This is a genomic window from Thalassobacillus devorans MSP14 (assembly GCF_000496835.1).
GTDB classification, from domain to species: Bacteria; Bacillota; Bacilli; order Bacillales; family Halobacillaceae; genus Thalassobacillus; species Thalassobacillus devorans_B.
The window spans coordinates 469691-490818 of sequence record NZ_KI543238.1; the positions used below are offsets into that span (position 1 = coordinate 469691).

Below are 21128 nucleotides of genomic sequence, written 5' to 3' on the forward strand. Positions count from 1 at the left end.
GAGATAGTTGGGTCCGTTACCATGAGAAGAAAGGGATGGGCTGTGAAACAACTCGCTTTCCTGCGGGGGACCTGGCAAGCTTCCTCGGGCTACGCCCTGTGGGATCTTGCCTAGCCCCTTCTCCCGCGGGAGTCTCGTCGTTTCCCTTCCCATCCAGCCAGTTTTGTACTAAACGGACCCTTCAAAAAGAGAAAAAATGTAGCTGAAACCTTCATCTTGCGCCATTTATAAAGGATATAAACGGCGCAACGTTTTTTTTCAAAATTATCATAGTGAGGTTTAGTCAAGTATGATTTCGAGTGCTTTTTATAGCAAAGGGCGTAGGGAAACGGTGAGACTCCTGTGGGAGCTGAGTGATAGGTGAGGCCCCGCAAGGCGTAGCCTGAGGAGACTCAGCACACGCCCACGGAAAGCGAATCGTTTCCCGGAGCCCTTAAACTCCAATAATGTCTTGAAATCAAGTCTTCGACTTTCCGGCCCTATAGTTGAATATGCTTTTTATGGTAAATCAACGACCATGTTTAACAGAGAGTCTTTCCATAAGAAAAACGACCAGAGTATTTCCGGTCGTTTCAATGTTTTGGTGTAACACTTTGTTATTTGTTTTCCTTTAAGAAAGTTTAATTTTGTTAAAGAATTTATGCCAAGTGTTTCTAATATTTATTCAGGTAATCCACGATGCCCATGGCGCACACTTCGAAATCAACATCTAACACTTGGTAGACAGGATGGTCGTCAGGAATGTTATGTGTTTGTAAATAATCAGAAACCAGCTCGTGTAGTCGTTTTTTAACTCCGGCTTGACCTTCATCAGCAGCCAATGCTTCTTCACCCGCTGCTACAAACTTTGGCAGCCATGATTCCACTTGCTGGAACACTTCGTCAGGTTCGGCAGATTCACCAAAATGGCCAAAATAGATCCGCTCTACATCCATTTTACGAAAACGGTCGATGGAAGCGCGCATGGCATCGGGATCAAACTGATTCGGAGACGTTGAAGGTAAGTAGAAAATCAGTCCTTTATCCTGGGTTTGATGATATCTTACACCGACTGTGTCGCCTGTGAATATCCCATTGCTTTTGGAGTCATGGATACTGAAATGGTGTTTGGCATGACCAGGTGAATCATAGAAGGTCAGGGTGCAGTCCGGGCCGATTTCCAAGGTTTCTCCATCTTCTTTCACAAGCAGACGGTCTCCCGGAATCGGCACGATAGGGTCAAACAATTCATCGAACTTGTCACCATAGACATCACGGGCACCGGCAATCAATCGGGATGGATCAGCAAGGTGACGTTTCCCGCGAGGATGGACGACGACTTCGGCGTTGGGACATTCTTTCAATAAAAGTCCTGCTCCGCCTGCATGGTCCAGGTGGATATGGGTCACAATGATATAGCGGATATCTTCAGGGTCTATATGTAATTCCTTTAGCCCTTCCAGAACATAAGGGATGGAAGGACTTGGGCCAGTTTCAACCAGTGTTAATTGTTCTTCATCAATTACATAGCTTCCCGTTCTGCCGGGCAGGCCTAAATCATATCCATCAATTAATTGAATTCGATTTCCCAAATCGATTGGGGATTTAGTATTCATAAAGTTCACCTCACATAAAATTTCACTCACTGCTTTACTACATTCATTTTCAGTAACAAAAAATCCTTCTTTATGACATTTTTTTCAGAAGGCATAGATTGACTCAGTCGAAAGTCATAAGAAAAATAATACGATATAGCTGTTTTTAGCATAATTGTTAAAATTTTCTGTATTCTTCGCTAATGTAAAGATACTAAAGTATACAGGAGGAGGAAAATACATATTTATGTGGCCGGTAAAAAGTAAACAAATGGTTGTTTTGTTTCTGACTTCGTTGTTATTTTTCGTTCCTTTTCAAGACTATGACACATCTCAAGTTACTGCTTCTTATGAAAATTCAGCTCTGACGGATGAACTGAACATGATACTGACCGATGAAAAATTAGAAGGAGCACTGGCAGGTATCAGTATCCGATCAGCTGAAACAGGAGAAGTGATTTATGAACATCAGGCTGATAAACGGCTGAAGCCGGCTTCTAACATGAAGCTGTTGACTGCCGCTGCAGCGTTGGAAATTCTTGGGCCCGACTATACCTTTCCAACTGAAGTTCTCGCAGATGGAGAATTAAAGGGGAATAAGTTGCATGGGGATCTATACTTAAAAGGGAAAGGCGATCCGACATTGATGGAGGAGGACTTTGAAGATTTAGCCCGCTCGTTAAAGGAAGCCGGCGTTAAAGAAGTGAAGGGGAATGTGATAGCGGATGACAGCTGGTATGATGATGTCCGCTTGTCTGAAGATATTTCCTGGAACGATGAAACGAATTATTATGCAGCTCAGGTTTCAGCACTGACTGCATCTCCTAATAAAGATTACGATGCGGGTACCGTCATTGTGGAAGCACATCCTGCTGATACACCCGGTGAACCTGCTGAGGTGAAAGTGGTGCCGGAAAATGATTATGTAGAGGTGATAAACAAAACCAAAACTGTCCCAATGGAACAGGAAAAAGATATTTCAATTGAACGGGAACATGGCACCAACAAGATTGTTGTAGAAGGTGAGATTCCGGTAGAAGGATATCGTTCCCGCTCCTGGGTCGCTGTTGATGAACCATCTGGGCTGGCTTTAAATCTGTTTGGCAAAGCGTTAGATAAAGAAGGTATAAAAGTGAAAGGGGAGTTGACGGTGAATGGAACGGCTCCCGGGGCTGCTGAATTGCTTGCATCTAAACAGTCGATGCCATTGGAAGAGCTGTTAATCCCATTCATGAAACTAAGCAATAATGGACACGCGGAAGTTTTAATAAAAGAGATGGGAAAAGTCGTTCATGGAGAAGGTAGTTGGGAAAAAGGGCTGGAAGTAGTGGAAGATGTCCTCACGGATATCGGTGTGGACGCAAGTACGTTACGGTTGCGGGATGGTTCCGGTATGTCTCATGTAAATATGGTACCTGCCCATGAAATCTCAGAACTATTGTACCAGGTAAGAGATAAAGAATGGTTTCCTGCTTATTTAGCCTCACTTCCTGTGGCCGGGAACAGTGAGCGGTTTGTCGGAGGAACACTCCGTTACCGGATGAACGACACACCAGCAGAAGACAACGTCAAGGCGAAGACCGGTTCCTTGACTGGAGTAACCTCATTGTCCGGATATGTGACGAGCAAGGATGGGAAAGAGTTGATTTTCGCTGTCGTATTGAATAATTACCTTGGTTCCGTCCAGAATCTTGAAGATGAGATTGCTATTACACTGGCTGAACATGAATTCAGCACAGAAGAATAAATGAACGGACTCCTGTCTTTACGGAGTCCGTTTGTTATGTTTTTTCGGAGGATACTCCTGACAAACATGATACCATTTAATCCATATCTAAACGTCGATGCTGGAATGTGGTGTCCAGTATCGACGCTTTTTGTCTAGTATTCGTTAGAAGTGTCTAGTAAAAAATTGAAAATGTCTAGTATTTTCCTCACTATGTCCAGTAAACTTTAGAAAAAGTATAGTAACCGAGCTGCCTTGTCTAGTACTTGGCCATGCTATCTAGTAAAGAACAGAAAAAGCATAAATGAGCCTCATGAAATAGGATTACGCAGCTGGATCGGAATCTGCTTCCTCATTGCGGTCGATGACAGCGGAGCCGACAATATCTCCTAAAACGTTCGAGGCAGTGCCGGCCATGCCGATCAGAACATCCACCCCGGCAATCAATGCGACAATTTCAAGCGGCAAATTGAACAGGCTGAGTACGGCTGCCAGCGTAACCAGTCCAGCGGCTGGAATTCCAGCTGTCCCGATTGACAGCAGTGTTCCGACTAATACAATGGTAAGAAAGTCCATGACAGACAAGTCAAGGCCAGTGATATTGGCGGCAAATACGATGGATACTCCCATCCGCAATGCCCCGCCGTCTGAATTGAATACAGCTCCGATGGGCAGGGAAAAATTGGCTGTCCGCTCGGATATACCTGCTTTTTTAGCTGATTCAATTGCAACAGGAAGAGAAGCGATACTGCTGGATGTAAAAAATGCAGTAAAATAAGCTTCTTTCGTTTGTATGAAAAAGTCCTTGATACTGACTTTTGCAAACTTGAGAAAACCTGTGTAGATGAACAGCCACAACAGGATCACTCCAAGATAAAATACCCCGGTAAACGCCAGCAGCGATTGGAAAGTCTGCCAGCCCTGGCTCCCGAAAGAAGAAGCACTAATCGCGAATATTCCAATTGGAGCATAGAGAAGAATTCCTTTTAACAGTAAAAAGAATAACTCATTGGCAGCAGAAAAGACCCGGTGCAATGTTTCCCCTGCATCACGCAGGTCGACTTTATCGGCGAATCTCATCCTGGCCATTCCTAAGCCGATGATGACGGCCAAGAAAAGAATCCCCATCAGCTCTCCCGATGCGAAGACCTGGAAGATATTGTCCGGGACAATATTCAGTAATACATCCGAAAAACCTGGGGTTTCGGGCTTTTCTACCTGGGCGTCAGGTAACGAAAGCTGAGAACCTGGATTGATCCATAATGCTAGAGCTACTCCTATGACAACCGCGGCTCCTGTTGTCAGTCCGTAGTAGACGAGCAATTTGCCGCCCAGGCGACCTAAATGTTTTGGATTCATCTGGTTGATAGCCAGGACGACGGTCAGGAAAATCACCGGAATTGCAATCAAGTTTAATAGGTTGATAAGTATCGTACCGAGCGGTTTCAATACTTCCGCCTGCTGTCCGAATACGACCCCCACAGCAATACCAAGCAGGAAACCGATTGTCATTTTTAGAATGAATGAAGAATGTTTGTATGTATGCCATATTTTTTGCATGATTTGACCTCACTTTCATGTAGATAGTTAAAGTATAACAGGAAGTGAGGGGCACGATTAGGCAATTAGCATTATTTTTAATAATGTAAGTGTTTTCATTGTAAGAATAAAATAAAAAGTCAGAAAATACATTGACATTCTTCCAAGCATCTTGTAAGGTAGAATTTAACTTAATTACGGAAAACATCCTTATCGCGAGCAGGGGAGGAATTTGGTCCCGTGAACCTGCAGCAACCTGTTATTTTCTTTGGGAAAATAATAAGGTGCTACGTCCAACAGACGCTGTTGTCTGAAAGATGAGGAAGAGAAAAGCCTCTTCCTCCGGGAGAGGCTTTTTCTATATTAAAAGGAAGGTTTTCTTAACATCAAAAGGATATTTATTGGCTTTAAACTTACTAAACTGATAAATATAATCAGGTTTATGGTTGCCATGAAGGTAACATTATTTTAAAGGAGGATGAAGAATGACAACAGTAGGATATTGGTTCATCGGTTTTGCTTTGGCTTATACGTTCTTTTTGATTTTTATGAGCCAGCTTGGGATGAGGCGGGCGAAAGACGGGAATGGCTTTTTTGTAGGAGGACGCGGGTTCAATACCCTGTTTGTTACCGTGTGTATTACCGGTTTGTTTTCTGGATCGTCGTACATAGCGATTCTGGAGCTCAGCTATCTGACTGGGGTATCGGCCATCTGGTATGGCGTTGCTGAAACACTGCATGTCCTGATTATCGCTCTGGTTTTGATTGCGCCATTCCGAAAACGGGCGTTGGTGACAATTTCCGGACTGCTTGGTGACCGTTACGGTGAAAAAGTCCGCGGACTTGCCGGAGCGATTACCGCTTTTACTTTTCCTATGTGGTCGGTGGCTACCGCACTGGCGTTTGCGTCCGCATTGTCCGTATTTACAGGAATTTCACTGGTATTATCTGTAGCTTTAACTGCTTTATTACTATTTATATACCTGCAATTCGGCGGGATGTGGTCTGTCGGTTTTACACAATTGAGCAACGTCGTGGTATTTTTCATGATGCTGGCGATCGGGACATACGCATTTTTTATCAACCCGGGAATCGATGGCATCCAGACATTATTCCAGGAGAGACCGAAGTATGCATCGTGGAATGCAGCTGGATTGCAGACAATCCTGGCCTGGTTCGGTACGTTCCTTTTCAATGTCATTCTTGCCCAGGCAGCCTTTCAGATGGCCTTATCCTGTAAAACGCCGGAACAGGGTCGCCGCGGCTTGATCTACGCATCCCTGCTCGGTATTCCATTGATTGTTGGTGCTGCGTTATTCGGGATGGCTGCAGCACAGGTTGTACCAGGCGAAACACGCGGACTGGTCGCAGTACCGCTATACTTGATGGAAACCCTGCCGGCCCCGTTAGTCGGTCTGTTCTTCTTAGGATTTTGGGCAGCCGCACTCAGTTGGGGGGCCCCTTGCCAATTCTCCGGTGCAACAAGCCTTGGCCGTGATGTCGGAAAAGCTTTGAATCCAAAAGCGAGTGAGCAGCAGCTGATCAAATATACCAAATGGTCTTTACTGTTACTGACGGGGTTAATGATTGTATTTGCCCTGCTTCGCTCTGAGCAATCGGCGTGGTGGAACGTCTTCGCCTGGGTAACACGGAACTCGGCGACATTCGCACCGGTTGTTGCGGCAATTTTCTGGCCGGTGGTCACGAAGCGGGCTGCTTTGGTCTCGTTGTTCACCGGTTCAGCATCAGGCCTGCTTTGGTATCACCTCAGCGGCTGGGCGATCAACGACTTTTTCATGAATACGCACCCGGTTTGGATCGGGATGGGGATTAACATCATTACCATTGTGGCAGTCAGTCTGATCGACAATGCAGGCAACTGGGTATGGAAAGCCTCTTTCAAAAGCGTAGGGTTCTATTCTCTGATTTCTGCGGTCGGACTTGCTATCGTCTTCATCAGCTCATTTAACTTCCTGTATGCCAATGGGCTGGCCGGCATGGTCGGCTTGCTGATCATATCTGGCTTATTCATCACCTGTATGAATTTTATAAAAGAGAAGAAGGAAACGGTTCCCGTGACCAAACAGTGGAAGACGGGATGATTAGAAAAACTTGGCTTATCGCCAAGTCCTTATGGCGAAAGCCTTAGTATTTTCTTATACTTTAACCCTTTAACAAAGATAAACTTTCCTAAAGTATAAAAAAGAGAACGCGGATTTTTGATCCGCGTTCTCTCTTTAGGTTTTTTTTGATTTTTTGTTCGGGAACAGCAAACTGAATACGATACCGAAAAATGCGGCGATAAAGAATGTTGTGAATCGGGAGGTGATGATGGAGTCCAGCGGTGTGCTGATCCAAAGTACGGTGAAAACGAAGCCGGAAACAATAGTGGCGATTACGCCGACGCCGGAATAACGTTTCCATACAAACGTGAGGATAATGGCAGGAGAGAGGGTGCCTCCTACACCAGCCCAGGCCCATCCGACAATCAAATAAAGCAACGTTTCTGAAACAAGTGCAATCGTCATACCGATTAGTCCACAAACGATGATAATAATACGGGAAGCGGTCAGTAATTGTTTTTCAGAAAGATCCAGCTTTAATGCTTTATGCAAAATGTCTTCACTGATGGAGCTTGTAACAACCATCAACTGGGAATCCGCTGTCGTAATGATTGCAGCTAAGATTCCTGATAACAGAATGCCGGCAATCCAGGCAGGCATGAGATCCATTATCATATGAGGGAGGACCGTTTCGGTATCGGAAAAGGAGCCCTGGCTGTAGATGGTGATAGCGGTAACACCAATCATGAAAGCTCCACCATACGCAAGGAATGTCCAAAGAATGGCGACATTTCGGCCGGTCTTAACGTCTTTTTTGCTTCTTAAGGCCATGAATCTGGCACTTAACTGTGGCTGGCCGCCTAGGAATCCGAAGAACCATGAAAAATTATTGAAGAATAACAGACCGATGGCAAAGCCGGCAGCTCCTCCGAACCAGGCGTCGTGATTGGGACCGGCTTCTACTAACGCCGAAGAAATCGATAGGTCATTCGTGCTGATATAAACGAGTGCGACAATTGGCAAGGCGACAAGGGTAATCAGCATCATGACGCTTTGAATCATATCTGTCCAAACGACTGAAATAAAACCTCCGGTAAAAGCCAAACCTATGACTACGATCGTAGCCAATACCACACCTGTCGTTTCATTCAATCCGAAAGTAGTGAAAAGCATTTTTCCTGCGCCTGCAACTTGAGCGCTTAAATAAAACATAAGGAAGCTGCTGATCAATATTGTTGCGAACCAGCGAATCAAATTCGCCTGGGCGCCGAAGCGGGCTGCCAAATAATCTGGAAGTGTCAATACATTGTATTTATCGCGTTCTTCCATGAACTTTTTCGCAAGGAATAACCACGAAAAAATAATACCAAGCGCAATTCCTGCTGCTACCCAGATACCAGATAACCCTGTGGCAAACACGAATCCCGTGTAACCAAGGAGCAGCCAGGCTGATTCGCCTGTCGCACGTTCGGAAAATGCGAGTGCCCATCCAGGAAGTTTTTTCCACCTAATAGAAAAGCAGAGTGGTCAAGTTTCGTCCTGCTGAAATAATAACCGATTCCCAGGATAACGAGACAATACAGGATGAATTCGACAATAATGATATTATTCATCTAATCTCCCCTTTATAAGTATCGCCCTTCATAATGTCAGCGAGGTGCCGATTTTTTTCTGTTGGGCCTTTTGATAGATGTAGTGTGCTGAGACCGCATCAAACAGGCCCATTCCAGTTGATTTGAACAGGACAGTTCTATCGCGTTCGATTGATTGGACGCCAGTGACTACTTTTGAAAAAGGAATGACTTGAGAGGGGTGGAGCCACTTCTGTTCCAGAGGTTGCGCAATATCACCAGATTCCTGGATGGCATCAGTGCTATCTATATATACATTATCGATCAGCCGGTAGACGGCTTGCGGGAATTCGCGCATATCGGGACGGAAAGAGCCGATACCAATTAACAGTTTTCCTTTTAATAGCTCTTCCTCATCCGGCAAAACCGGAAGACTGGATGAAGTGGCCGTAATAACCACTTCACTTTTTTCCACGGCATCTGCGGCCGAGTGGTGGATGCTGATTCTGATATGCTCCCCCAGTTCCTTTTGTAGTTGATCAACAAAATCTATCATGCGAGCTTTGGAGCGGTTGAACAGATGGATATGATTGATATTCCGTTCGGCACATGCTGCCAGGGCCTGGTAAAAACCTTGCGTGCCAGTCCCGATGATGGCCAGGCTGGTGACATCTGGTCTGCTCAAATGCCTGATGGCTGAACCCCCAATTGCCCCTGTTCGAAGGGCAGTCAAAATGGTGCCATTTAATATGGCAATAGGGGCCCCGGTCCTGGCATCATTCAAGGTGACCAGCCCCTGGATGGCGGGCTGGATGATATTCTTCGGATGTACAGCAACCAGTTTGGTGCCAATCACTTCCCTTGTTATACACGGCATCAATAAAAAGTCATTTGCACGATGAGAAACACGCATCCTTTCCGGCATGTGAAACTGCTTTGCTTCATATGCCTGGTAGGCGAGGTCGACACTGTCTGTCACTTCCTTCATCGATACCGCTTGTTTTATCGCTTGTTCATTGAGATAGAGCATATAACTAGAACCTCCCAACTTTACTAAACAACTGCATTTTCAATAACAAGATCATTTTCTTCAAACCGTTCGAATCGAAGCGGACTTAGATCCAGGGTTTGGTAACTGCCTTTCATTAATAGCTCTGCCATGCATTTTCCGACTGCGGGTGCCTGCTGCATGCCGTGCCCGCTGAACCCGCATGCCAGATAATAGCCTTCCAGCCGAGGGTGAGGACCGATAATAGCGTTCTGGTCTCTGGTATTGTGACTGTATAAACCAGCCCATCCACCTGTGATTTTTGCCCGTTCGAAGTTTTTGACACGATTGGCCAGAACCGGCCACAATTGTTCCTCAAAAAACGCTCGTGTCCAGCGGAAATCATAGCCAGGCTTCACTTGTTCCGAAAAGCCGGAGATGACTTCTTTTCCTTCATGCCGGAAATAGACCCTGGTCGGATCGATCGTAAGTGGAAGTTCTTCTGTGAGCGGCTCTGCTGTATCGAATTGGATAATTTGCCGCTTTAATGGCACGATCGGCAGTGGCAGGTTCAATCTTTCACTGAGCATAGGAGCCCAGGGGCCAGCACAATTGATGACACGAGGCGCATAATATATCTCCCCGCTTTCTAATTGGACACCAGTGACCCCATCCCGGTCCGATAAAATGTGGTCTACTCCTTCATATACATAGTGGGCGCCAAGCTGTTTTGCTTTTTTGATGTACCCCTGCATGACCGAATAGGGATCAAGGTAGCCATCTTCTGCACAATACAGCCCGCCTGCAAGATCATCCGTCGTCAGTTCCGGAATAATAGCTTTCAGTTCTTCCGGTGAGAGGAATTGGGAAGGCACGCCGTATTGCTGCTGCTTTTTCATTTGAGACTCCATTTGTTGGCGGGAATCCTTATGGCCGAGGAAAAGATAGCCTCTTTGTTTGAAGTCGATTTCCGCACGTTCACCATCAACTGCCATATCCTCGGGAAAGCTTACATATTTTTTTAGACTGTAGCGGCTGATCTGGATATTGATGTCGGTGGTGAACAACTGCCGGATCCCGCCCGCACTTCGTGGCGTGGAGGAAAATTCATAAAGTCTATCTTTCTCAAAAACAGTCACTTCACCAGTGAAGCCATCCTGAAGCAAGTGGCAGGCGATGCTCGACCCCATCACGCTGCCTCCAATAATGATGATGTCGCTACGTTTTACCATAGATTCACCTCTTTTCAGCTTGTACTATGAAAATATTCGAGAAGAGGGGATTTCATGAATGAAGGAGGGTGGGAGGGTCTGAGGTTTGTCCTATAAATCAAAAAAGAAAGGCTGGAAATACCGTTTTGCCTGTAAACGATCAAGCGTATTTTTTACCAGGTAATGAGTAATAGCTTTTATAATTGCGGCTGACCTTCCATTTAGAATTAAACACTTTTGTCCATTCCTGCGCCATTTTCCTATCACGCATAATGACTATTACTTCATCGTTCCTGTGCTCAGCAGAATAGGAGAAGTTATAGGAACCGGTCGTAATGATCTGTTGATCAGCAATCATCATTTTCAGGTGCATAATGCCTGCATGGTTATTGACTTTAATTGGAATGCCGCAGCGTAATAGCCTATGGACATTGTCAGTCTGCTTGCTGAGGGTCTTCACCTGGTTGTCATCAGTCAGCACCCGCACATGTACCCCTCGTTTAGATGCTTTGCAAATATGCGTAACAAAGTCTTCTTCTGTCAAAATGAACACAGCAAGATCCAGCGTATGATTTGCACTATCAATGATTCGAAGCAATTCTTCTTTCGGCGATCGAGTGCTTTTTGAAAAAATATAATCCGTGCTTTTATTTGTTAGTGCCTGATATTTTTGATAAGCCACAAAAGAAACTGCTCCAGTAATCAGTGTAAAACCAGCCACAGTTAACAATTCCATACACCCCATCCTCTCCCGCTAAATATATGAAGAAAATGGTTTGTCCTATACGAAATCTTAAGACTTCCGCAACCGCCCACCCCCATTTAGGTATCTGTCATAGTCTGTAGCGTAGGCATTCGACTTGCTTTTATAATACAAGGAGGCGAATTGAGAGTATGGAACACGAACTTTATCCGTATCCGATGCCAGAACACATGGCTTCATACCCACCGATGGAAATGGACTATGATATGCGTGCGTATGGTGATGAAAGGAATTATCCTTTTATTGGGACATTTGCGACAGGACTTGCGGGTGGTTTACTCGGCGGCTTGCTGGTTCCAGGGTTGTATGGCGGTTACGGAGGATATGGTTATCCTTATGGCGGCTATTACCCCTATGGAGGTTATTACCCATACGGCGGGTATTACGGCCGTCCGTGGTGGTAATCAAGAACAATAGCAATACCAGTTACCGGAGTCAAACCGGTAACTGGTATTTTTTTGATAAAAGGAAATATTTCGACTTTTTTTCAACTCGCAAATTTGCTCCTGAACTGCTATTTGACGACTTCTGTTCGGTCTGAAATGAGATAAATAGAAATGGAAGCGCTTACGCTGACTATCTCGCGTATATACATATAAATTACGAAAAACCCCTTGAATAATAAAAACAGCGTGTTACTATGAAAAACATTGAATTCACACACACGAGAACTGCAAATAAAAGGAGAGATGTCATTGTTTAAACAGACAGTAGCTTTTTTAGGAGCCGGTTCGATGGCAGAGGCTATGATCAGTGGAGTAGTAGAAGCCGAAACGATTCCGGTCAACCAGGTGATCGTAACTAACCGGAGTAACCAGGACCGGTTGAATCATATACAATCCAAATATGGAGTGCGTACAACTCCACTCCATCAATTGAATTATGACGAAGTAGATATTTTCATCCTGGCGATGAAGCCCAAAGATATAGATAGTGTTCTGGAATCATTAAAAGATAAAATTAACCCAGATCAGGTACTTCTTTCTGTATTAGCTGGTATTTCCACATCGTACATGGAAGAAAACATGAACGAAAGCCAGCAAGTCATCCGTGCAATGCCGAATACGTCAAGTATGGTCGGTGAATCAGCAACAGCTATTTCACCGGGAAAATATACAGGGATCGATAATGTGATCGCTGCTAAGAAGCTATTAGAATGTATCGGAAATGTATATGTTATCGACGAAGCACAGATGGATATTTTCACTGGAATCGCTGGAAGCGGACCTGCATATTTCTACTATTTAATGGAGCATATCGAAAAAGCAGGCCAGGAAGGCGGGCTTGATCGTGAAACGGCAAGGGAAATTGGTGCCCAAACTATTTTAGGTGCAGCCAGGATGCTTCAGGAACAGGACGACACATCAGCTGAACTACGTGAGAAAGTTACTTCACCGAATGGAACGACTGCTGCCGGGCTGGATGCCTTAAACGAACATGGCGGAGGAAACGCCATTGCCCAGGCAGTCAAAGGAGCTGCAGCCAAGTCCAATGAAATGAGTAAAGCAAGCAGCGAAAAAGAAAAAGAACTAGTCATAAAATAAAGGTAGAATAAAAATGCATCATAATGTATAATTATTTAAAAATTAATAATTTTACAGTCGAACGAGAGGATAGGAGTGATAAATTGACACAAACACAGAAAAAACGTGTAGTCATCAAAATCGGAAGCAGTTCACTAACAAGCTTACATGGAGAAATCAGCCGCAGAAAACTAGAAAAGATAGTAGATGAAGTCGTTCGTTTGAAAGATGACGGACATGAAGTATTGCTCGTATCCTCAGGAGCAGTAGCTGCAGGCTACCGCAAGCTTGGATGTCTCTCAAGACCAAGCACTTTGCCGGAGAAGCAGGCAGCAGCATCCATCGGGCAAGGATTACTAATCGAATCTTATTCAGACCTCTTTTTATCCCACGGGTATGTTGCTTCACAAATCCTGATTACACGCAGCGATTTTTCAGATGAAAATCGCTATGAGAATGCCAGAAACACTATCAACGTTCTACTGGAAAGAGGAATCATTCCGATTATTAACGAGAATGATACCATCACGATTGACCGATTGAAGTTCGGTGATAATGATACTCTTTCTGCTAAAGTAAGTGCACTTGTCGATGCAGATAAACTGATTATTCTTTCTGATATCGATGGGTTGTATGATGCAGATCCTCGCAAAAATAAAGATGCTAAATTACTGGAAAAAGTTCATGAAATTACACCGGAAATCGAGGCAGCCGCAGGCGATCCGGGAAGTGCGGTAGGTACCGGCGGTATGAAATCAAAGATTGATGCCTTCAAAATCACGATGGCTTCTGGAATTGCCGCATTTTTAGGGAAAGCAAATGCGCCAAATATTATCTATGATTCTGTTTATCAAAACGCCCGTGGCACTTATTTTGAATCGAAACCAGAAACGCTGAATCTCGACAGCAAAAAGCAATGGATCGCCTTTAACTCAGGACCAGAAGGAGAGGTCGTCATCGACGAGGAAGGAAAGGATTCAATTGTCGTGAGCAAAGAAGGATTGCTTCCGGGTAATATCCATCACGTCAAAGGACGCTTCAAAGAAGGAGCGGTTGTCCGGATCAAAGATGTATATGGAGAAGATATCGGTCTTGGCGTTGTCAATTATTCTTCTAAGAAGATCAGCCAGATTGTGAGTATGACAGAAGAAGAGATTGCTGAATACAAGCAGGCTGCAGTTGAAAAGAAACATCTTGTTTGCCATCTGGAAGTTTCTGTTCCAGTAGGTGTTTAAATAATAAGGAGGGAAATGATGACAACCATCAAACCAACAGTGAATGTGGAAGCACAGGCGATTGAAGCCAAAAAAGCAGCTAAACAACTAGCGATGCTGACGACAGAGGAAAAGAATCAGGCACTCCATCTTTTAGCAGATAAGTTGGAATCGGAATACCAATCTATTTTAGATGCGAATGAACAAGACTTGGAAAACGGACGTGAAAAAGGCTTTGAAGATGCTTTCATGGATCGCCTGGCACTTTCCAAAGAACGTATCTTTGATTTTGCCAATGGCCTGCGTGAAGTTGCAGAATTGGAAGACCCCACCGGACACGTTTTGTCTGACTGGATATTGGAGAACGGTCTTGGTGTAGAAAAAGTAACGGTACCACTTGGTGTTATCGGTATGATTTATGAAGCACGCCCGAATGTAACCGTTGATTCTACCGGCCTTGCTTTGAAGTCTGGAAACGCGATTGTGCTGAAGGGTGGATCTTCCGCAATCAATTCAAACCGCGCAATTGTAGAAGTACTACATCGCGGACTGGTAGAGACCAAGGTGCCAAAAGAGGCGGTTCAGTTCATCGACAGTACAGAACGTGAAGCCACGCAGCAGCTGTTCACCATGAAAGAACATGTGGATGTGCTGATCCCACGTGGAGGCGGATCGCTGATCAGTGCAGTCGTGAACAATGCGACGGTACCTGTTCTAGAGACTGGAGTCGGCAACTGCCACGTGTATATTGATAAGGAAGCGGAAGTTGAAAAAGCGTTGAATATTCTTGTAAACGCAAAAACAGACCGCCCTGCGGTTTGTAACGCAGCGGAAACACTGATTGTCCACAAAGACTGGTTGAATGAAAACCTTGATGCTTTGACGAAAGCATTGAATGATAATGGCATCAACGTCCATGGCGATGAAGAAATTGTCAAGGTCATGCCTGGCGCAGTTGAAGCAGGAGAATCAGACTGGGCGAATGAATATTTGAGTAAAGATATCGCCATTAAAACGGTCAACGACGCAGCTGAAGCTATTAACCATATTGAAACTTACGGCACGAAGCACTCAGAAGCGATTGTTACAGAGAATCAAGATACAGCAAACATGTTCAAGAGTCTGGTAGATGCAGCTGCCATCTATCATAACGCATCCACTCGTTTTACCGATGGTGGAGCACTAGGTTTCGGAGCAGAAATCGGGATTTCTACTCAGAAATTGCATGCCCGCGGCCCGATGGGCTTGCCAGCACTCACCACTGTTAAATATATCATGTCTGGTAACGGCCAAATCCGTTAACTGTACGCTTGATGAGCTAAGATCAAATATTTGACCCCGGGTCCTCCAGAAAATGGAGGACCCGGGGTGTTTTCTATGTAAAAAAATTCTATGAATTTTTCTGTCTTTTATGTTAATCTATTGTTAACAATTAAACATAAATGGTTAACGATAACAAAAAGACAGGAGGATGGTACATATGAAAAGAAAAAAGTTTACAGCCCTTGATCTCACGATGGGGAGTTTATTTGTTGCTTTGACAGCTGTCGGGGCAAATATTACATCTATCGCCCCGTTCATGGTCGTGGGAGGAGTACCTATTACATTGCAGACGTTCTTTGCAGTCCTTGCCGGCATCGTCCTTGGCAGCAGACTTGGTGCATTTTCGATGTTCGTTTATATGATTCTTGGATTAGCAGGAGCGCCGATATTTGCTCAATTCAAAGGTGGGGCAGGGGTTATGCTCTCGCCGACATTCGGATTTATTGTATCTTTTATTCTATTGGCCTTTGTGGCAGGGAAAATGGTAGAAATGAAGCGTAGTTTTCCAATGTACGTAAGTGCAGCACTTGTAGGTATGGTGATTAATTATATTGTAGGAACAAACTGGATGTATGCGGCATACCTTTTCTGGTTTGAAGCCCCAGAAGGTCTGACATATCCAATGGTATGGGGGTGGATGATGGTTCCACTTCCGAAGGATATCATTTTATCTGTGCTTGCGGGTTACCTGGCATTCCGATTAGAAAAAGGGGCATTATCAAATACCAAATTCCGCAGACAAAAAGAAGCTGTTTAATATGGAAAAGGGGGAGAAGGTATGAATTGGAACGTGATGGCTGAGCGAGTTTTAGCTGGACATGAGCTGACAGAGGAAGAAGGACTTTCGATTCTAGACAGCTCTGATGATGATATTCTGAACCTGCTTCATAGTGCCTATCAAATCAGGAGGCATCATTTTGGCAATAAAGTAAAATTAAATATGATTATTAATACGAAATCAGGCTTTTGTCCTGAGAATTGCGGCTACTGCGCCCAATCGATTGATTCTGAAGCCCCGATCCAAAAGTATCGCATGATGGACAAGGATACGATTGTGAAGGGAGCAGAACAAGCTCACCAGCTTCATTCCGGCACCTACTGTATCGTAGCCAGTGGCCGCGGACCTACCAATCGGGAGCTGAATGAAGTTACGTCGGCAGTAGAAGAAATCAAGCAAAAATATGATTTGAAAATTTGTGCCTGCCTTGGTTTACTGAAGCCGGAGCAAGCCCGGCAGCTAAAAGAATCTGGAGTAGACCGCTATAATCACAATATTAATACATCAGAAAGCCACCATGATGCTATCACAACCACCCACACCTACCATGACCGAGTCGATACAGTCAATCATGCCAAGCAGGCGGGTATCTCTCCTTGTTCCGGAGTGATTGTAGGAATGAAGGAAACGAAGCTTGATGTCTTACATATGGCAAAAGCCTTAAAGGAATTGGATGCAGACTCCATTCCTGTGAACTTTCTTCATGCTATTGATGGAACGGCATTAGCAGGAACCGATGAACTTAACCCGCTTTATTGTTTGAAAGTGCTCGCATTATTCCGGTTCATAAATCCATCAAAAGAAATAAGGATCTCCGGTGGCAGGGAGGTCAACTTACGCAGCCTGCAGCCATTAGGGTTGTATGCAGCTAACTCTATTTTCGTCGGAGACTATTTGACCACCGCTGGTCAGGAAGGCACGAAAGACCATCAAATGTTGAGAGATGCAGGATTTGAGATAGAATATCCAGCTCCTCAGCATACTCTGAAGTGAAAAATGGGCATCGGTATCGTTGTCCCCGCTATCAATAAAAAGGAGAACATTATAGCTGGTGGTAAAGCGTTAAGGAAACTATCCCAAGATCTCAATTTAAATCTTTTTAATCTATGATGTCCCTAAGCCCTCAACCGAGGGCTTTTTTTAGTGTTATTATTTTTTGTTAAAAATTTGTAATCAAAAAGTAAGATTATTCTGATAGGAATAAGGGAATTTTGAAAAGAATCTTTAATTAGACAGGCTATTACTTTTTCATATTGAGGAGGGCGGTTCTATGAAGGGAATTATTTTGGCAGGAGGCAGTGGCACCAGATTGTCGCCAAGCACCGACAGTATTAATAAACATCTGCTCGCTGTCTATGATAAGCCAATGATTTATTATCCTTTATCGATACTGATGCTTGCAGGTATAAAAGAAATCCTGATTATCAGTACGGTAGAAGATGTGCCTCGTTTCCGAAAATTATTGGGCGATGGTTCATCGTTAGGAATCTCTATCTCCTATGAAACCCAACAGGATCCTAATGGCATTCCGGAAGCTTTCATGGTTGGAGAAAACTTTATCGGCAATGATGATGTCACTCTGATCCTGGGAGATAACATTTTTTATGGGCAAGGACTTACCGATATGCTCCGGAAAGCGATCCGGAACCACCAGGGTGCAACGGTTTTTGGTTACCGTGTCGGAAACCCGCAGCGATTCGGGGTAGTGGAGTTCGATAATAATAAGAAAGTAATTTCTTTAGAAGAAAAGCCGGAAGAACCAAAGTCTGATTTTGCTGTCACGGGTTTATATATCTATGATAATCGCGTTATAGAAATGGCAAAGCAGCTCGATTTCTCTGATCGGGGAGAACTTGAAATCACTGATATCAATAAGCTCTATCTTGAAAGTGGAGAACTGGATGTCCAATTGTTAGGAAGAGGGTTCGCCTGGCTCGACGCAGGTACACATGATTCCCTATTTGAGTCTTCCCAATTCATTAAAAACATCGAGCAGCGGCAAGGGTTCAAGGTTGCCTGCATTGAAGAGATCGCTTATTATATGGGCTACATTTCACGGGAAGAGCTTTATGAAAAAGGGGAAGCCATGCAGAAGAATGACTACGGAAAATATTTGATGGATATTGCTAATCGGAAACACGTCCAGCAATACTGGGAAGACGTCGTCGATCAAAATCCAATGATAGGAACGGTGGATCATGACTAGAGATAAAAAAACACTATTGATAACAGGGGGAGCTGGTTTCATCGGCTCCAATTTCATCACTTATTTCTTAAAGGCCTATGAATACTATGAGATTATCAATCTCGATAAACTGACTTACGCAGGATCATTAGCGAACTTGCGGGAGGCAGAAGGCTATCCTAACTACCATTTTATCGAAGGTGACATTGCAGATGAATCAGTAGTAGAGAAAATATTCACTGACTTTGATATAGATGGCATCATCCATTTTGCTGCGGAATCTCATGTCGATAAATCAATTGCTGATACGAAGCCTTTCATTACGACAAATGTTGCCGGTACTGTGAATTTGTTACAAACTGCACAACGGGATTGGAAACAAAAAGGGGTACTTGCTGAACGACGGTTCCATCATATCTCCACCGACGAAGTATATGGTTCGCTGGATGAAGAGGGAGCTTTTACAGAAGAAACACCGTACGATCCAAGAAATCCATATAGTGCGTCGAAAGCGAGCGCAAATATGCTGGTTATGAGTTATCACAACACATATGGGATGAATGTTGTGATATCAAGCAGTTCCAATAATTACGGACCAAGACAGCACGATGAGAAACTGATTCCGACAATCCTGAGAAAAGCCCTCGCAGGTGAACCCATCCCTATTTATGGAGATGGACAACATATTCGTGACTGGTTGTATGTTACCGATCATTGCCAGGCCCTTGATGCTGTTTTCCACTATGGAGAAACAGGGGAAAGCTATAACATTGGTGGCAGAAATGAACGGACGAATTTGGAGATGACCAATCGCATTTGTGAATTGTTGGATGCATATCAGTCTGAACGGAAAAAGCAACTGGAGCTTACAAGTTTCAAGGATTTGATTACCTTTGTTGATGATAGACCAGGACACGATCGCAGATATGCCGTAGATGATAGTAAAATCAGACAGACACTGGGATGGAAGCCGGAAGTCGAGCTGGAGCAGGGGCTGGCAGAAACAGTCTCCTGGTATATCCATAAATGGGAGCAGCGAGTCCAGTGATTTCCGTTGTCGCGCCAATCTACGGCTGTGAGAAATGTCTGAATGAGTTATATGAACGTGTGAATAAAACGATGAGCTCCATCCCTGTGAATTATGAGCTTATACTGGTCAATGATGCCAGTCCGGACGATGCCTGGCCGACGATCCAACGGCTTCACCAGAAGGATTCAAGGGTGAAAGGGATCAACTTATCAAGGAACTTCGGGCAGCATCATGCAATAACGGCGGGGTTGGATCACACGCAAGGTGACTGGGTCGTTGTAATGGATTGTGACTTGCAGGATCAGCCGGAAGATATCAAAAAGTTATATGAAAAAGCCCTGGAAGGCTACGACGTCGTATTTGGTTCAAGGGTAGAGCGTCAGGACCACTTGCTGAAGCAAGTGACTTCAAAACTTTTTTACAAAGTTTATGATTATCTGACGGAGCGATCTTCAGACCATACCATTGCTAATTTCAGTATCAGCCGCAAGAAGGTCATCGAAAGCTTCCGTCAGATGAGGGAGCAAAATCGGCTCTTCCCGCTATTCATCCAGTGGATGGGATATAAATCCACCAGAATACCAGTCAACCACCATCAGCGTGAGCATGGTAAATCTTCCTATAATTTAAAAAAGTTAATCAGTCTGGCTACCGATGTCATCATTTCTCAGTCGAATAAACCTCTCCGGTTGTCGATTCAGTTCGGGTTTACCATTTCACTTGTATCCTTTTTGTATGGCCTGTATTTGATTTTTAAGCGCCTTATGCTGGAGCATCATGTTCCAGGATGGACGAGTGTCATGGTGTCGATCTATTTTATCGGTGGACTGGTATTTTTCAATTTTGGAGTGCTGGGTTTATATATCGGTAAAGTATTCAATGAAACAAAAGGCAGACCACTATACATTATCAGCGAAACAACAGAAGATGAAGAATGAGATGAGGTGATAGGATGACGAAGCATTTACGGGAAGCCCCCTGGGATAGACGGAATTTTGGAATGGATACCTACGAAGTCCTGTCTCCCGAGGAGGAAGCCTTGCAAGAAACGGATGAGACACCGGGACATTTTACTTTAAAGGTCGATCCCATGGTCAATAAAAAACCGATTTTGGAGCATGGATTTTATTATGCCGATACATTGATCACACCGGTATGTAAAGCATATCAATTGCGGACATTTTCTAATGAACAAGTTGGAATTACCCGGGAAGGAAGCTTTGCTATCATTGCTTCAATTTCTGCCGGTGCCTTTAAAGTAGGGCGCTATCATCGGGATTTTAATGTAAAGGAAGAAACAGCTGAACAGCGCTACATCAACTGGCTCCGAGATTTATATGAAGCGGGGAAGGTAATGTTCCTTACTTATGAAGGAGAAATAGTTGCCTACTATGCCTATCAGGACAACCAGATTCTATTGATCGGGATGGATGAAAAGGTGCGCGGGAAAGGACTAGCCAAGCCACTGGTAAGTAAAGCGTGTGAAGTGTTGTTTTCTTATGGCCATGAGGAACTGGAGACTTCCGTATCAGCAATTAACTTTCCTTCGATGCAAATGTTTTATTCGCTCGGGTTCAAAATGAAGCGAGCGGTAGATGTTTATCATAAATGGAATATAAAAATGCCTGACGGGGTCTGAG

Annotated in this window: 17 protein-coding genes, 1 pseudogene and 1 riboswitch; of the genes and pseudogenes, 12 read left to right on the forward strand and 6 right to left on the reverse strand. The window is 44.3% G+C overall.

The features are described 5' to 3' along the window. Positions 1-653: 653 nt before the first annotated feature. The gene (locus P855_RS0118515) at positions 654-1595 is read right to left on the reverse strand and encodes an MBL fold metallo-hydrolase (RefSeq protein ID WP_028784955.1); all 942 of its coding nucleotides are present in this window, start codon (positions 1593-1595) and stop codon (positions 654-656) included. Between the two features lie 226 nt (positions 1596-1821). Between P855_RS0118515 and dacB the strand changes: the two genes are divergently transcribed. Further along, positions 1822-3321, forward strand: a complete 1500-nt coding sequence (dacB, locus tag P855_RS0118520) for a D-alanyl-D-alanine carboxypeptidase/D-alanyl-D-alanine-endopeptidase (RefSeq protein WP_152526275.1) — start codon at positions 1822-1824, stop codon at positions 3319-3321. A 303-nt stretch (positions 3322-3624) separates the two neighbouring features. Here dacB and P855_RS0118525 read toward each other — a convergent pair whose 3' ends face one another. After that, positions 3625-4860 (reverse strand): dicarboxylate/amino acid:cation symporter, encoded by a 1236-nt coding sequence (locus P855_RS0118525; protein WP_028784957.1) that lies wholly within the window; start codon positions 4858-4860, stop codon positions 3625-3627. Between the two features lie 186 nt (positions 4861-5046). Beyond that, a riboswitch (SAM riboswitch) is annotated at positions 5047-5163 on the forward strand. A gap of 161 nt (positions 5164-5324) precedes the next feature. Between P855_RS0118525 and P855_RS0118530 the strand changes: the two genes are divergently transcribed. Then, positions 5325-6941, forward strand: coding sequence for a sodium:solute symporter family protein (locus P855_RS0118530; RefSeq protein WP_028784958.1), 1617 nt, complete (start codon positions 5325-5327; stop codon positions 6939-6941). 135 nt (positions 6942-7076) lie between these two features. On the opposite strand, the pseudogene P855_RS21330 reads toward P855_RS0118530, so the two are convergent. The 4 genes and pseudogenes from P855_RS21330 to P855_RS21335 all read right to left on the reverse strand — a co-directional run bounded on the left by P855_RS21330 (position 7077) and on the right by P855_RS21335 (position 11408). After that, positions 7077-8515: pseudogene (locus tag P855_RS21330) on the reverse strand (sodium/proline symporter). Positions 8516-8543: 28 nt separating this feature from the next. Beyond that, on the reverse strand, positions 8544-9503 hold the full coding sequence (locus P855_RS0118540) for an ornithine cyclodeaminase family protein (RefSeq protein ID WP_028784959.1): 960 nt from the start codon (positions 9501-9503) through the stop codon (positions 8544-8546). A 23-nt stretch (positions 9504-9526) separates the two neighbouring features. After that, entirely contained in the window at positions 9527-10693 is a 1167-nt protein-coding gene (locus P855_RS0118545) for an NAD(P)/FAD-dependent oxidoreductase (RefSeq protein WP_028784960.1), read from the reverse strand. A gap of 139 nt (positions 10694-10832) precedes the next feature. Then, positions 10833-11408: a phospholipase D-like domain-containing protein gene (locus P855_RS21335; RefSeq protein ID WP_051353317.1), complete on the reverse strand. Its 576-nt coding sequence runs from the start codon at positions 11406-11408 to the stop codon at positions 10833-10835. A 158-nt stretch (positions 11409-11566) separates the two neighbouring features. On the opposite strand from P855_RS21335, the gene P855_RS0118555 reads away from it, so the two are divergent. From P855_RS0118555 to P855_RS0118600, 10 genes are all read left to right on the forward strand, one after another. Next, positions 11567-11839 (forward strand): hypothetical protein, encoded by a 273-nt coding sequence (locus P855_RS0118555; protein WP_200865974.1) that lies wholly within the window; start codon positions 11567-11569, stop codon positions 11837-11839. A 330-nt stretch (positions 11840-12169) separates the two neighbouring features. After that, a complete protein-coding gene (gene proC, locus P855_RS0118560; RefSeq protein WP_419177288.1) occupies positions 12170-12979 on the forward strand; it encodes a pyrroline-5-carboxylate reductase in 810 nt (269 codons plus the stop codon). 83 nt (positions 12980-13062) lie between these two features. After that, positions 13063-14193 carry a glutamate 5-kinase gene (gene proB / locus P855_RS0118565; protein WP_028784963.1) on the forward strand — a complete coding sequence of 377 codons (1131 nt, stop codon included), beginning with the start codon at positions 13063-13065 and terminating at the stop codon, positions 14191-14193. Positions 14194-14211: 18 nt separating this feature from the next. Continuing rightward, positions 14212-15474: a glutamate-5-semialdehyde dehydrogenase gene (locus P855_RS0118570; RefSeq protein WP_028784964.1), complete on the forward strand. Its 1263-nt coding sequence runs from the start codon at positions 14212-14214 to the stop codon at positions 15472-15474. A 178-nt stretch (positions 15475-15652) separates the two neighbouring features. Next, on the forward strand, positions 15653-16252 hold the full coding sequence (locus tag P855_RS0118575) for a biotin transporter BioY (protein ID WP_028784965.1): 600 nt from the start codon (positions 15653-15655) through the stop codon (positions 16250-16252). A 21-nt stretch (positions 16253-16273) separates the two neighbouring features. Continuing rightward, on the forward strand, positions 16274-17266 hold the full coding sequence (gene bioB / locus P855_RS0118580; RefSeq protein WP_028784966.1) for a biotin synthase BioB: 993 nt from the start codon (positions 16274-16276) through the stop codon (positions 17264-17266). Between the two features lie 277 nt (positions 17267-17543). Then, positions 17544-18479: a glucose-1-phosphate thymidylyltransferase RfbA gene (rfbA, locus tag P855_RS0118585; RefSeq protein WP_028784967.1), complete on the forward strand. Its 936-nt coding sequence runs from the start codon at positions 17544-17546 to the stop codon at positions 18477-18479. Then, positions 18472-19506, forward strand: coding sequence for a dTDP-glucose 4,6-dehydratase (rfbB, locus tag P855_RS0118590; RefSeq protein WP_028784968.1), 1035 nt, complete (start codon positions 18472-18474; stop codon positions 19504-19506). The genes rfbA and rfbB overlap by 8 nt, the downstream gene beginning before the upstream one ends. Then, entirely contained in the window at positions 19503-20426 is a 924-nt protein-coding gene (locus P855_RS0118595; RefSeq protein ID WP_235062681.1) for a glycosyltransferase family 2 protein, read from the forward strand. The genes rfbB and P855_RS0118595 overlap by 4 nt, the downstream gene beginning before the upstream one ends. 14 nt (positions 20427-20440) lie before the next feature. Continuing rightward, complete coding sequence (locus P855_RS0118600; protein ID WP_028784970.1) at positions 20441-21127, forward strand: GNAT family N-acetyltransferase; 687 nt, start codon at positions 20441-20443, stop codon at positions 21125-21127. The last annotated feature ends 1 nt before the right edge of the window (position 21128 follow it).